This window comes from Thiobacillus sp. SCN 63-57, from assembly GCF_001725555.1.
Lineage (GTDB): Bacteria > Pseudomonadota > Gammaproteobacteria > Burkholderiales > Thiobacillaceae > Thiobacillus.
Genome location: NZ_MEGP01000040.1, coordinates 1 through 13,535, shown reverse-complemented (window position 1 = coordinate 13,535; position 13,535 = coordinate 1). Strand labels below are relative to the sequence as shown.

16 protein-coding genes are annotated in these 13,535 nt (G+C 65.8%); 8 read left to right on the top strand and 8 right to left on the bottom strand.

The window, feature by feature from the left end; translation table 11 throughout:
* On the top strand, positions 1-375 hold a 375-nt coding region (locus ABT23_RS13730), incomplete at its 5' end, for a flavin reductase family protein (protein WP_296636443.1).
* A 52-nt stretch (positions 376-427) separates the two neighbouring features.
* Here ABT23_RS13730 and ABT23_RS13725 read toward each other — a convergent pair.
* The 5 genes from ABT23_RS13725 to ABT23_RS13705 form a co-directional block, all read right to left on the bottom strand.
* A complete protein-coding gene (locus tag ABT23_RS13725; RefSeq protein ID WP_296636441.1) occupies positions 428-850 on the bottom strand; it encodes a BON domain-containing protein in 423 nt (140 codons plus the stop codon).
* A gap of 231 nt (positions 851-1,081) precedes the next feature.
* Entirely contained in the window at positions 1,082-2,281 is a 1,200-nt protein-coding gene (locus tag ABT23_RS13720) for an ABC transporter permease (protein ID WP_296636438.1), read from the bottom strand.
* Positions 2,278-3,480, bottom strand: a complete 1,203-nt coding sequence (locus tag ABT23_RS13715; RefSeq protein WP_296636435.1) for an ABC transporter permease — start codon at positions 3,478-3,480, stop codon at positions 2,278-2,280. Before ABT23_RS13715 ends, ABT23_RS13720 begins: the two co-directional genes overlap by 4 nt.
* Before the next feature lie 241 nt (positions 3,481-3,721).
* Positions 3,722-4,393, bottom strand: coding sequence for an ABC transporter ATP-binding protein (locus ABT23_RS13710; protein ID WP_296636433.1), 672 nt, complete (start codon positions 4,391-4,393; stop codon positions 3,722-3,724).
* A complete protein-coding gene (locus ABT23_RS13705; RefSeq protein ID WP_296636429.1) occupies positions 4,390-5,544 on the bottom strand; it encodes an efflux RND transporter periplasmic adaptor subunit in 1,155 nt (384 codons plus the stop codon). The genes ABT23_RS13710 and ABT23_RS13705 overlap by 4 nt, the downstream gene beginning before the upstream one ends.
* Before the next feature lie 44 nt (positions 5,545-5,588).
* Here ABT23_RS13705 and mnmC point away from each other — a divergent pair, with 44 nt between their 5' ends.
* Positions 5,589-7,418, top strand: coding sequence for a bifunctional tRNA (5-methylaminomethyl-2-thiouridine)(34)-methyltransferase MnmD/FAD-dependent 5-carboxymethylaminomethyl-2-thiouridine(34) oxidoreductase MnmC (mnmC, locus tag ABT23_RS13700; RefSeq protein ID WP_296636426.1), 1,830 nt, complete (start codon positions 5,589-5,591; stop codon positions 7,416-7,418).
* 16 nt (positions 7,419-7,434) lie between these two features.
* Here mnmC and ABT23_RS13695 read toward each other — a convergent pair whose 3' ends face one another.
* From ABT23_RS13695 to flgA, 3 genes are all read right to left on the bottom strand, one after another.
* Positions 7,435-7,923, bottom strand: coding sequence for a flagella synthesis protein FlgN (locus ABT23_RS13695; RefSeq protein ID WP_296636423.1), 489 nt, complete (start codon positions 7,921-7,923; stop codon positions 7,435-7,437).
* Positions 7,910-8,206: a flagellar biosynthesis anti-sigma factor FlgM gene (gene flgM, locus ABT23_RS13690; protein WP_296636420.1), complete on the bottom strand. Its 297-nt coding sequence runs from the start codon at positions 8,204-8,206 to the stop codon at positions 7,910-7,912. The genes ABT23_RS13695 and flgM overlap by 14 nt, the downstream gene beginning before the upstream one ends.
* Positions 8,207-8,304: 98 nt before the next feature.
* Entirely contained in the window at positions 8,305-9,021 is a 717-nt protein-coding gene (gene flgA / locus ABT23_RS13685) for a flagellar basal body P-ring formation chaperone FlgA (RefSeq protein ID WP_296636418.1), read from the bottom strand.
* A gap of 171 nt (positions 9,022-9,192) precedes the next feature.
* Between flgA and flgB the strand changes: the two genes are divergently transcribed.
* The 6 genes from flgB to flgG form a co-directional block, all read left to right on the top strand.
* A complete protein-coding gene (gene flgB / locus ABT23_RS13680) occupies positions 9,193-9,600 on the top strand; it encodes a flagellar basal body rod protein FlgB (protein ID WP_296636415.1) in 408 nt (135 codons plus the stop codon).
* Positions 9,601-9,612: 12 nt separating this feature from the next.
* Complete coding sequence (gene flgC / locus ABT23_RS13675; RefSeq protein WP_296636412.1) at positions 9,613-10,017, top strand: flagellar basal body rod protein FlgC; 405 nt, start codon at positions 9,613-9,615, stop codon at positions 10,015-10,017.
* 25 nt (positions 10,018-10,042) lie between these two features.
* Positions 10,043-10,708: a flagellar hook assembly protein FlgD gene (locus tag ABT23_RS13670; protein WP_296636407.1), complete on the top strand. Its 666-nt coding sequence runs from the start codon at positions 10,043-10,045 to the stop codon at positions 10,706-10,708.
* Positions 10,709-10,764: 56 nt separating this feature from the next.
* On the top strand, positions 10,765-11,991 hold the full coding sequence (gene flgE / locus ABT23_RS13665; RefSeq protein ID WP_296636404.1) for a flagellar hook protein FlgE: 1,227 nt from the start codon (positions 10,765-10,767) through the stop codon (positions 11,989-11,991).
* A gap of 25 nt (positions 11,992-12,016) precedes the next feature.
* Positions 12,017-12,757 carry a flagellar basal-body rod protein FlgF gene (gene flgF, locus ABT23_RS13660; protein WP_296636401.1) on the top strand — a complete coding sequence of 247 codons (741 nt, stop codon included), beginning with the start codon at positions 12,017-12,019 and terminating at the stop codon, positions 12,755-12,757.
* A 25-nt stretch (positions 12,758-12,782) separates the two neighbouring features.
* The coding region (gene flgG, locus ABT23_RS13655; protein WP_296636398.1) for a flagellar basal-body rod protein FlgG at positions 12,783-13,535 on the top strand (753 nt) is incomplete at its 3' end.

Genomic DNA, 13,535 nt, shown 5'->3' with positions numbered 1-13,535 from the left:
TATCCCTTGCTCGTGGAAAGCGGCGTGTTCGCAGTGACGGTATTGCAGCGTGACCAATGTGCCCTCGCAGACTTCTTCGGCAACCATAGCGCCCAGGACGAGGACAAACTGAGCGCAGTAGCCTGGCACGCAGCGCCCTCAGGCGCCCCGATCCTGGATGAAGGACTGTCCTATCTCGACTGCCGCGCCGTATCAAGGCATCCGGCGGGCGACCACATGGTGATCCTGGCCGAGATAACGGGCGGCGATTTCTTGCAAGGACGCGCCCGCCCCCTGCGTTATGACGAAGTGGGGGACATGGACGGAAGCGACGAATTGTTGCCCGAGCACCTCGGTAGCGCTGGCGGGCGTAGCGAGTTTCCAGGCCACTCATGAGGCGTCGGAGCCATGACAGGCGGAAAGCGCTGACCGGTTCCAAGGAGCGGGCTTATTTGACGGTGAGCTGGTTGTTGACGCTTACCACGCCCTCTACGCCCTGAGCAATCTTCGTGGCGAGCTCTTTGGCCGAATCGCTCTGTACCGTACCGCTCAGCATCACCACGCCGTGGTCCGTTTCAACCGAAATGTCGAGACCCTTGAGGGTATCGTCGGCCAGATACTTGCCTTTGATCGACGTCGTAATCGTGGCGTCGTCGATGGCCTGTCCTGCCTGGTCGGCTTTCTGTTCCAGCGAGTTGCCCAGGTCCTGGGTTGCCTGCTTGGTATGGTCGATGGCATTGTCCATTCTCTCGCCTGTCGTCGGGCTGGCTGTATCGGCCGGCTGATCGGCGGGCTTGCGGTCACATCCGGTTGCCAGCAGGGCAAGGCCTGAAGCGAGGGCGAATGCAGCGATACTGGGTACGTGTTTCATGCGGATCTCCTTACGAAATGGATGGGCGCCAAGGATGCAGCCTGGCTACTTACGTACCGAACGGGGGGTGCTGTGAGATCGGCGACGCAGATGAAAATTTAATGGGAGTGCCGTTCCATTCGTATAGGTCGACGGCGCACCCGCTTGTAGGACAACTGTCAATCGGGTTTCTGCCGGGTGGGCGGCTTGCCTGTGCGACACCATGGATGGATGGTCGCGGGATAGGGGGCCTTATTCGGCGCGCAATGCATCCACCGGGTTGAGCCGTGCTGCGCGCATCGCCGGCACCACGCCGGCGGCCAGCCCGATCAGCACCGACACCCCGAGCGCGCCGAAAGCGTAATCCCAAGGTGTATTGACCGGCAGGTCGCTGACCGTGAGCTTCAGCAGCCCGGCGATCCCGGCGCCGACCGCCAACCCGCCAAGCCCGCCCAGGGTGGACAGGACGGTCGATTCCATTAAAAACAGCGTGCGGATCTGCGCGCGCGTCGTGCCCAGCGCGGTGAGCAGGCCGATCTCGGCGACGCGCTCGGCCACGGCGATGTGCATCAGCGTGACCATGCCCACTGCGCCGACCAATAATGAAATCCCGCCGAGCGCGGCGACGGCGAAGGTGAGCACTTCGAGTACGGTGGAAAGCGTGTCGAGCATCTGCTGCTGCGGCGTGACGGTGAAGTCCTCGCGGCCGTGGCGCGCGACCAGGATGCGTTCGATGTCCTTGACCACGGCCTTCAGGGGTGAACCGGGCTTGTAGGCGACGTGGACTTCCATGACGCCTTCGCGGTTGAACACTTCCAGCGCGCGCGCAGTGGGGATGTAGACCGTGTCGTCGAGGTCGAAGCCGAGCACCTGGCCCTTGGGCGCCATGACGCCGATGATGCGGAAGCGCGACGCGCCGACCTGCAGGGTGGCGCCCAGCGGATTGCTCGTGCCGAACAGCTCGGTTTGCACTTTCGCGCCCAGCACGGCATAGGCGCGCGGATTGCGCGGGTCGTCGGCGGGCAGGTACTGGCCGACCGCGACGTGCATGTTGAACGCGCGCGAGAAATCCGGCCCTTCGCCATAGACTGTCACGCGGCGGCTGCGGCCGTGGGCGCGGATTTCCGCATTGCCCATCACGCCGGAGTTCGTGTATTGCGCGTAGCGCGAGGCCTTCAGCGCCAATGCGTCGTCGATGGTCAACAGCCGTGCGCTGCCGATGGCACCGACCGAGGCACCGTGCGTGCTGATCTTGCCTGGGGTGACGACGATGATGTTGGTGCCGAACTGGGTGAACTCGGCCAGCACGAATCGATGGATGCCGTCGCCGATCGAGGTGAGCAGGATCACTGCGGCAATGCCCACTGCGATGCCGGTGGCGGACAGGAAGGTGCGCAGCCGATGCGCGGTCAGGGCGTGCAGGGCGAAGCCCAGGGTGTCGATGAAACTCATTTTCCACTCAGCGCAAGCACGGGGTCGAGCCGCGCCGCGCGCGCGGCGGGCAGCAGGCTGGCGATGACGCCGGTGAGGAGGGCGGTCGCCACGCCCGCCGCGCTGGCCCAGGCCGGCGGCCAGGCGGGGAGCGTGGGGTAGGCGAGGCGGATCCCCCAGGCGCCGAGGTTCCCCAGCGCGTAGCCGATGGCACCGCCCGCCAGCGACAGCCACAGCGCCTCGGCGAAGAACAGGCGGCGGATGTCGGACGCGGGCGCGCCGAGGGCTTTCAGCAGGCCGATTTCCGAGGTGCGCTGCGCGACCGCGACCAGCATCACGTTCATCACCAGGATGCCGGCCACCGCCAGGCTGATCGCGGCGATGCCCGCCACGCCCAGGGTCAGCGCGCGCAGGATGCGGTCGAAGGTGGCGAGGATGGCGTCCTGGGTGATGACGGTCACATCCTCCTCGCCGTCGTGGCGCAGCTTCAGAGCGTGGGCGATGGCGGCCTTGGCCGGCTCGATGGCGTTGCGGCTGCGAGCCTCGACCAGGATGCGGAACAAGGTGTTGGTGTTGAACAGTTCCTGCGCGTAGTCGACCGGGATGATGGCGATCTCGTCGGAATTGAAACCCATCGATTCGCCCTGGACAGCCAGTACGCCCGAGACCATAAATCGGCTGTCGCCGAGGCGCACGCGCTGGCCGACGGCGTTGCCGTCGGGAAAGAATTCATGCGCCAGCACGCTGCCCAGCACGATCTGCGCGCTGCGTTCCGAGCCGTGTGCGAGGAAACTGCCCTGCGACAGTTTCATGTGGCGGATCGGCAGCAGTTCGGCCGTGCTGCCGAGCACGGTCACCTCGCGCAGTTTCCCGCCGGCGGAGAGTTCGGCCACACCCACATTGAGCGGCGCATAGCGCTTGACCTGCGGCAGGTGGCTGATGAAAAGGGCGTCGTCGAGGGTCAGGTCGCGCGGTGTCTGTCCCAGCGCCGCGCCGGGAAGGCCGCCCGAGGTCTCGGCGCGGCCCGGCAGCACGATGACCAGGTTGGTGCCGAGCGAGGAGAATTGCCCCACCACGTAGCGGCGCGCACCTTCGCCCAGCGCCGTCAGCACCACCACCGCCGCCACGCCGAGCGCCATCGCCAGCACGATGAGCAGCGAGCGGGTGCGGTAGCTCACCACGGTTGAGAAGGAGAGGGTCAGGGTGTCGCGCAGGTTCATCGGGCGATCCGGGGGGCCGTTCGTGTTGAGCGTGTCGAAACACGTGTGGATGACAGGTCAGTGACAATGCTGCCCTTCGACAGGGCTCTCCTGAGCATAGTCGAAGGGCTCAGGGCGAACGGGCTAAGGGGGCGGGCTTTCGCACACACGCAACCCAACCACCGTTCGGGCTGAGCCTGTCGAAGCTCTGTGCCCACTTTGGTACATCCCTTGCCTAGCACAGGCCGAACAGTGGCCGCCTTCATTTTTCATCCCCCACGATCTCGCCATCCCGCATCGCGATGTGGCGATGCGCGCGCGCGCCGAGTTCGCGGTCGTGGGTGACGACGATCAGCGTGGTGCCGGCATGGTGCAGGCCTTCCAGCAGTTCCATCACTTCGGCGCCGATGCGGTGGTCGAGATTGCCGGTCGGCTCGTCGGCCAGGAGCGCCGTGGGGCGCAGGATGGTGGCGCGCGCGATCGCCACGCGCTGGCGCTGGCCGCCGGAAAGTTCGGCCGGGCGATGGCGGGCGCGGTCTTTGAGGTCGAAGGCATCGAGTGCGGTGTCGACGCGCGACTTGCGCTCGGCCGGGGCGATACCTTCCAACATCAGCGGCAACTCGATGTTCTCGGCTGCGGTGAGCCGTGGCACGAGATGGAAGGACTGGAACACGAAGCCGATCTTTTCCCGGCGCACGCGTGCCCGCTCGGTCTCGGACAGGTCGGTGACGTCGGAACCGTCCAGTTCGTAGCGTCCGCTGTCGGGACGATCGAGCAGACCGACGACGTTCAGCAGGGTGGACTTGCCCGAGCCCGAAGGGCCCATGATGGACACGTATTCGCCCGACGCGATGTCGAGGTTGACGCCATTGAGCGCGCGCACTTCCTGGTCGCCCATGCGGAACACGCGCGTGATCGAGGTGAGGCGGATCATGGCTGCGCGGGCTTGGGAGCGACCTTCAGGCCGGCCTTCACGTTCTCCTGGTCGAAGGACAGCAGCACGCGGTCGCCGGCCCCGAGGCCGCTGACGACTTCCGTGAACGCCCAGTTGGCCAGCCCGGTTTTCAGATGGCGCGTCTCCAGCGTGTCGTCCTTGCCCAGCACCAGCACCGTGCCGTCCTGCTGGATCGCCTGGGTGGGCACGCGCAGCACCTTGTCGCGGTGCTCGATGATGGCTTCCACGTCGGCGCTGTAACCGACCAGCAGGGCCGCTTCCGGCGGCGTGTCGAAATCGACCTCGACATCGACCGTGCGCGCCTGTTTTTCCACCTCGGTCACGTACGGGGCGATACGCCGGACGTGACCGGCGAAGACCTTGCCGGGCAGGGCGTCGAGCGTGATGCGCGCGGGCTGGCCGGCTTTCAGCTTGGGCGCGTCGACTTCGTCCATCGGTGCACTCACGTAGAGGCAGCTGTCGTCGATCAAGTCGACCGCGGGCGGGGTGGGGATGCCGGGCGGCGAGGGTGTGGTGAATTCGCCGACCTCGCCGGTGATTTTCGCGACGATGCCGGCGAACGGCGCGGTGAGCGTGGTGCGCTCCAGCCCGACTTGCGTGACGCTGATCTGCGCCTGCGCGCGCTTGACGTCGGCGGCGAGCGCATCGCAGTTGGCCTGGCGCGCACGTGCATCGGCGCGGGCGTTTTCGGTGCTCTGCGGGCTGACAAACCCCTTGGCGGCCAGTTGAGCGGTGCGATCGGCATCGCGCTGTGCGTTGTCGGCCATGATGCAGGCCTCGCGGCGGCGTTCCTCGCTGGTGGTCAGCTGGCGGGTGGCCAGCTCGCGCTGCGCGGCGAGGTCGCGGTTCCACAGTTCGAGCAGCGGCTGGCCGGTCTTCACGCGTTCGCCTTCCTTCACCCACAGCTTGACGATCTGGCCGCCTGCCACCGGAGCCAGCTTGGCGCGGCGGCAGGCCTTGACCGTGCCGGCGCGGGTGTTGACCACCGTCGATTCGACCGTGCCGCGTTCGATCGTGGCGAGTTCGACTTCGGGCGGCTTGGGACGGGTGAAGTACCAGCCGGCATAGGCAAGCGCAGCGACGGCCAACACGATGACGATAAGGCGAAGCCCGGTTTTGGGTTTTGGCATGATGGGAGAGACGACAGTGAACTGCCTCAATGTAACATTCGGCCATGCTGAAAACCATCGCCCCTGCCCGCCTCGAATTCAAGGACGGCGTCCCGTATTCCGCCGCCTACGGCGACATCTACCATTCCGCCGACGGCGGCGCCGGGCAGGCGCGCCATGTCTTTCTGCAGGGCTGCGGGCTGCCGCAGGCGTGGTCTCAGCGGAGCAATTTCGTCGTGCTGGAAACCGGCTTCGGCACCGGGCTGAATTTCCTGGCGACCTGGGCGGCCTGGCGAGACGACCCGGCGCGTCCCGCGCGGCTGCATTTCCTGTCGGTCGAGAAACACCCGTTCCGTACCGAAGACCTGGCGCGGCTGCATGCACAGTGGCCGGAATTCGCACCGCTCTCGGAAGAACTGCTGGCGAACTGGCCGACGCTGACGCCGGGTTTCCACCGCATCGCGCTCGACGACGGGCGCGTGCAGCTCACCCTGATGCTGGGCGACGCGCTCGATTGCCTGCCGCAGGTGCAGGCCGAGGTGGACGCGTTCTACCTGGATGGCTTCGCACCCGACTGCAACGCCGACCTGTGGCAGCCCGCGCTGTTCGACGCGTTGGTGCCGCTGGCCCGGCCGGGCGCGATGGCCGCGACCTATACCGTGGCGGCCTCGGTACGCGAGGGCCTAGGGCGGATCGGTTTCGTCTGCGAGAAGCGGGTGGGCTACGGCCGCAAGCGGCATTGCCTGCACGCACGTTTCCAGGAGGAAAGCCGCCGGGCCGACGCTGCGGTGCCGCGGCATGTCGCCGTCGTCGGCGCCGGTGTGGCAGGCGCTGCCGTGGCTCATGCGCTGGCACAGCGTGGCGTGGCGGTTACCGTGCTGGAGCGTGCCGGTTCACCGGCGCAGGCGGCTTCGGGCAATCCGGTGGCGGTGTTCCGGCCGGTGATCTCGCGCGACGACACCCTTGCGACGCGCCTGACGCGGGCGGCCTTCCTGCACGACCTGCGCGCATGGGCGATGCTGGAGGGCATCGAGTGGGCGCGCTGTGGCGTGCTGCATCTGGCCAAGAATGCGGAAGCGGCCGCGAAGCAGCGGCAGGCACTGGCGGCCACGATGCCGCCGACCGATTATGCGTATTGGGTGGAACAGGCGGCCGCACGCGAGCTGGCGAACTGGCCGGTGACAGCCCCCGGTGTGTATTACCCGGCAGCGGGCTGGGTGGTTCCGGGGAGCCTGTGCCGTGCCTGGCTCGGCCATCCGGCCATCCGTGTGCAGACGAACTGTGCCGTTGCGCGCGTGACGCGCGTTGCGGCGGGATGGCACGTCATGGATCGGGAAGGCACGGTACTGGCCGAGGCCGATGCCGTGGTGCTGGCAAACGCGCGCGACGCCCCGACACTGGTGCACGGGCAGCGCTGGCCGCTCAATACCGTGCGCGGGCAGATCACGCGCTTGCCGCCCGGCAGCCTGCCGGACATCCGGCGGGTGATTGCCCGTGAAGGCTATGTGACGCCGGGCACCCTGAAGGGCACAAGCGCACAACCGCTGGTCGGCGCTACGTACGAACACGATGACGACGACACGTCACCCCGCCTGGAAAGCGATCTCGCCAACCTGGCCCGGCTGGAGGCGATCCTGCCGGGCGTGGGCGAGCGTGTGGCCGTGGGGCAGGTGAGTGGCCGCGCCTCGTTGCGCGCTACCCTGCCGGATCGGCTGCCGCTGGTGGGCGCAGTCGACGGGCAGACCGGACTGTATGTCGCGGCGGGCTATGCCTCGCGCGGTGTCGTGTGGGCGGGGGTGCTGGGCGAGGCGCTGGCCGATCAGATGACCGGCCAGCCCTGGCCACTGGAAATCGAGTTGATGCGGGCGATCGCGCCCGGACGTTTCGAACGCTAGCGCCTGGGGCGCAGGCTTAGGCTGCTGCCAGGGGCTTGCCCTTGCTGGCGGCGACGGACTGGCCAGCCTGGTCGTACAGGCCGTTCTGATTGGTCGCGGCGTGGACCAGCACATTGAGCGCCTGGCGGGTGGAAGCCAGACGCATATCGATCAGCGTGCCGATACGCTGGTTCAGGGCGCGTGCCCGTTGTTCCATGTCGCACAGCTGCTGCCAGCGTGCGAGATGTTCGGGCTGGCCATGCTGGGTCAGCCAGGCATCCATCCCGGCGTGGTCGGGGGTGTGGCCGGCCGCCAGCAGATCGTCATGGCGCGTGCGCGCCAGGTTGCTGAGCGTTTGCAGTTGCGACAGCTTGGAGGCGTTCAGTGGGGCCAGGCGATCGGCTTCGCCGTCTACCAGTGCGCGTTCCTCTTCGCCCATGACATTCAGCAGGGCCTGCCAGGCCGCGCCTTCCATCGTCAGTTTGGCGATCAGGGCCGGGCTGGAGGACGGATCACTTGGCGACATGGAGCATTTCCTTGACCGAGTTGAGCAGGTTTTCCGCAATGTTTCCGGTATTGATGGTGTATTCCCCGCGGGTGATGGCTTGCTTGATGCTGTCCACGCGGGCGCGGTCGACGACCGGAATCGCCGCCAGTTGCGATTCCAGCTGTTTCAGCTGGAGGGCGCGCGGACTCAGGTTGACATCCGTCTTCTGGGCATCAGCGGGCTTGGCGTCTTCGGCCTTGCCGGGGCGGGTTTCGACGGAATTCGGCAGGGTGATCGGTTTCAGGCCGGGATCGATTTTCATGGCAGTTTCCTGATCGGGCAGGTGCTCGGTTTCTTAAGCTAACTCAGTAACGTCAATTTACGGACTTTCTGAAGTCTGCCCGATCCAATCTACCCGATTTAGAAGGCGACGACCACCCGCTGGCCGTCCTGCGCCACGCCGCTGACCACTTCGCCGGAAGGGGTTTTCACCCGGACCCGGTCGCCCCGGCTGGCGTTGGCCAGCGCCTGGCCTTCGCTCTGGATGGAAAAGCCCGGCCCGTTCATCACCAGGCGGGTGCTCTGCCCCTGTTGCACGGCGAGCGGAGGGCGCAGCAGCGCATTGCGCAGCGGCGCCCCGGCGGCCACCCCCGATACGGTGCGGTATCCCTTCAGGTCATCGGCATTGGTGACGACATCGGCCGGCAGGCTGCCCAGATCGCCTTCGCGCAGCGTGAGGTCGTCCGCGCTCAGGATGTGGTTGGCGGGCAGTGGCTCGCGGGTCACGACGTACGACCCCATTACGCGAATCTGCGCCGCCAGGTAGACCGTCCATCGGCTGGGCGCCAGGCAACGCACGCCGATCGTGGTTTTCCCCATGCTGCGGCTGCCAGTGGGCTGGAAGGCGTCGAATGCGGAACAGGCGGGCAGCGCGGCGCGCGGCGCGGCAACCTGGATCGTCACCTTGCCGGGCAGGCCGGCGGTCTGTTTTTTCAGGAACTGCTCGGCGTGCGCCTGGATGGCGGCCGGGTCCTGCTGGTCCGCTGCGGGGGCCACGGCGGGCAGAACCAGGCCGGCCACGAATGCCAGGCCGGCGCCCAGTCGGCCTGCCAGGGCCCGGATACGTTTGTGTGCCATGTCGACTCCTTGGCTCGGTTTCTCACACTGCCGCATTGTAGGGAGCGTCGCCCCATCTTAAACGGCGAAATGAACGGGCTTTGTGCCCTTTATCGTTCGATTGAATGGACAGGCGAGTACCTAGGATGCAGTCATCGCAAAAAGGCTTTGCGGCTGAAAGAGGTGAAAACCATGCTGAACCGGCTTGATGACATGCTGAATTTCAACACCCAGGCGCTACGCATACGCGAGCAGCGCCAGCAGGTGCTGGCTTCCAATATCGCCAACGCCGACACGCCGAATTACAAGGCGCGCGACCTGGATTTCAAGACCGCCCTGCAGAGCGCGTTGCAGGGCACGTCCGCGACCGACGGCACGGCGCTGGCCACCACCGCCCCCGGCCATCTGGCGGGCAACCCGGGCGTGGCGGCGGAAGCCGGGCTGCTGTACCGCACGCCGGCCCAGGGCAGCGTCGACGGCAACACGGTGAACATGGATGCCGAACGCGCCGCCTTCGCCGACAACGCCGTTCACTACGAATTCAATCTGACCCGGATCACGCAGCAGATCAAGACCATGATGGCGGCGATCCAGGGATAAGGAGCATAGCGCATGTCACTGTCCAACATCTTCAGCGTGGCCGGCTCGGCCATGAACGCCCAGTCGCAGCGGCTGAATACCGTCGCCAGCAACCTGGCCAACGCCGACAGCGCGACCAGCGCCGACGGCACGCCCTACAAGGCCAAGCAGGTCGTGTTCGCCGCCACGCCGGTAGGCGAGAACGGCGCGACCGGGGTGAACGTGGCCGCGGTGGTCGAGGATCAGTCGCCGATGAAGCAGGTGTACGACCCCAAGAATCCGCTCGCCGACGAGAAAGGCTACGTGACCATGCCCAATGTCAATGTGGTGGAGGAGATGGTCAACATGATCTCCGCCTCGCGCTCGTACCAGTCCAACGTGGACATGATGAATACCACCAAGACCCTGCTGCTCAAGACCCTGAGCCTGGGACAGTGAACAGCAGCGATAACGAGGAACGACCATGAGCACCGTACAAGACACCAGTAATGTAAACAGCCTGTTTGGCACAAGCGCATCCACGTCCTCGAAGAGCAGCGTGGCGGATACGCAGAATCGCTTCCTGAGCCTGCTGGTGGCCCAGATGAAGAATCAGGATCCGCTGAACCCGCTCGACAACGCGCAGGTGACCAGCCAGATGGCCCAGCTCAGCACGGTGCAGGGTATCGAGAACATGAACAGCAGCCTGCAGGCGATGGCCGCCAGCCTGGGCACCAACCAGATGTCGCAGGCCGCCAGCCTGATCGGGCGGACGGTCCTGGTTCCGGGCGATACGATCAGCCCGGCCCAGCTCGAGAACGTCGTGGGATTCGAACTGTCGCGCCCCGCCGACAAGATCACGGCCAGCATCTACGACGCATCGGGCTCCCTGGTGCGCAAGCTGACGCTGGGTTCGCGCGACGCGGGCGTGAACGTGGTGGCATGGGATGGCCTGACGGACACCGGGACGGCCGCGCCCGCGGGCAAGTACAGCTTCAAGATCGATGCCGTCCAGGGCGGCCAGGCAATCGACAGCACCGCCCTGAACCTGGGGACGGTCAACAGCGTTTCGCAGAACAGCCAGGGCGTGCAGTTGAATCTGGCGGGCAATACGAACGTGGGGTATGCCGATATCCGGCAGATTTTCTGAGCAGTTCGAGTCGGCGTGCCGGATAAGCCGCCAGTCATCATCACAAGGAGCAGAACATGAGTTTTCAGCAAGGATTGAGCGGACTCAACGCCGCCGCAAAGAACCTGGACGTCATCGGCAATAACGTAGCCAACTCCGGCACGGTCGGATTCAAGCAGTCCCAGGCCCAGTTCGCCGACGTCTACGCCAACTCCCTGACGGGTGCCGGCGGCTCCAACGTCGGCATCGGCACCAAGGTTTCGCAGGTGACCCAGCAGTTCACCCAGGGCAACATCACCTCCACCAACAATCCGCTGGACATGGCGATCAATGGAGGCGGCTTCTTCCGCATGGACACCAACGGCGAGATCGCCTACCAGCGCAACGGCCAGTTCCAGCTCGACAAGAGCGGTTACATCGTCAACCCGACCGGGGCCAAACTGACCGGCTATACGGCGAATGCGAGCGGCGTGCTGTCGGTCGGCGCACCGTCGCCGATCCGGATCAATACGGCCGACCTGGTGCCGAACATCACCACGGACGTGACCGCCGTGCTCAACCTGGATTCGGGCAGCACGCCGATCGACGGAACCGTCACGCCGTTCAACATGAACGACCCGACCACCTTCCACAATTCGACCGCGGTATCGGTCTACGACAGCCTGGGCAATTCCCAGACGCTGCAAACCTACTATGTGAAGCGGCCATCCGGCGCGTGGGATGTGTATGCGGCCAACGACGGTACCCAGATCGGCGCAGGCCCGGTCGCCACGCTGAATTTCAACGCCAGCGGCGCCCTGACGACTGCGATGCCGCTTGCGGCCATCAACGTGCCGGCCACGGCAACGGGCGCGACCTCGCCTTTCCCCGTCACCTTCGATTACACCGGCACCACCCAGTTCGGGTCCGCGTTCAGCGTCAACACGCTGGATCAGAACGGCTATACCTCGGGTCGCCTGGCCGGCTTCAACGTCGGCTCCGATGGCGTGGTCCTGGGCCGTTACACCAACGGCCAGTCGGCCGTGCTGGGCCAGGTGGTGCTGGCGAATTTCTCCAACCCCAACGGCCTGCAGCAGATGGGCAACAACATGTGGACCGAATCCTCGACCTCGGGGTCGCCGCTGGTCGGCACGCCCAACTCGGGCAGCCTGGGCGTGTTGCAGTCGTCGGCCGTGGAAGATTCCAACGTCGACCTCACCGCCGAGCTGGTCAACATGATCACCGCGCAGCGGGTGTACCAGGCCAACGCGCAGACCATCAAGACCCAGGATGCGGTGATGCAGACCCTGGTCAACCTGCGTTGATGCCGTGAGCATTTAAGGGGGCCGTATGGACCGTCTCATCTACACCGCCATGACCGGCGCGAAGCACGCGCTGGAGCAGCAGGCGACCACGTCGAACAACCTGGCGAACGCGACCACCACGGGCTTCCGTGCGCAGATCGACCAGTTCCGCGCGGTGCCGGTGCAGGGCGCGATCCTGCCCACCCGGGCGTTCGTGGTCGACTCCACCACCGGCAGCGATTTCCGGTCCGGTGCGATCCAGCAGACCGGTCGCGACCTCGACGTGGCGGTGCAGGGCGACGGCTGGATCGTGGTGCAGGCGGCCGACGGCAGCGAAGCCTATACCCGCAACGGCAGCCTGAAGATGGACGAGAACGGCGTGCTGCAGACCCATGACGGCCTCAACGTCATGGGCGACGGCGGCCCGCTGTCCATCCCGCCGGGTCGCAACGTCGCCATCGGCAAGGACGGCACGATCTCGCTGGTGCCCGACGGTTCCGCCGCCACCGGCCTCACTTCGGTCGGCAAGCTGAAACTGGTGAACCCGCCCACGGCGGATCTGGTGCGCGGCGACGATGGCCTGTTCCGCATGAAGGATGGCCAGACGGCGGAAGCCGATCCCAATGTGAAAGTGGTCAGCGGCGCGCTTGAGTCGAGCAACGTCAACGTCGTCGACGCCATGGTCAACATGATCTCGCTGGCCCGTTCGTTCGACATGAACATGAAGCTGCTGCAGAACGCAGAGAGCAACGACAGCAAGGCCGGCCAGTTGCTGTCGATGAACTGATCCCCCAATTCTTGAAGGAACCGACATGATTCGCTCACTGTGGATTGCCAAAACCGGTCTGGATGCGCAGCAGACGCAAATGGACGTGATTTCCAACAACCTCGCCAACGTCAGCACCAGCGGGTTCAAGCGCGCGCGTGCAGTGTTCGAGGACCTGCTGTATCAGACCATCCGCCAGCCCGGCGCGCAGTCGTCCGAGCAGACGCAGCTGCCTTCCGGCCTGCAGATCGGCACCGGCGTGAAAACGGTGGCCACCGAGCGCATCTTCACGCAAGGGAATCTGCAGCAGACCGGCAACGCCAAGGACGTGGCGATCCAGGGCAACGGTTTCTTCCAGGTGCTGATGCCGGACGGCACGACCTCCTACACGCGCGACGGCTCCTTCCAGGCCGATTCCAACGGCCAATTGGTGACGTCCAGCGGCTATGCGGTGCAGCCGGCCATCACGATTCCCCCCGATACCCAGACCCTGACCATCGGGCGCGACGGCACGGTGTCGGTGCAGCAGGCCGGGTCGTCCACGCCGGTGACCGTCGGCACCCTGCAGCTGGCGATGTTCGTCAATCCGGCCGGCCTGCAGAGCCTGGGCGAGAACCTCTATGCCGAAACCGCCGCATCGGGCACGCCGAGCTCCAACGCACCCGGCAGCAACGGCGCCGGCACGCTCAATCAGGGCTATGTCGAAACCTCGAACGTCAACGTCGTGGAAGAGATGGTCAACATGATCCAGACCCAGCGTGCCTACGAAATCAACAGCAAGGCGATCACGACATCCGAC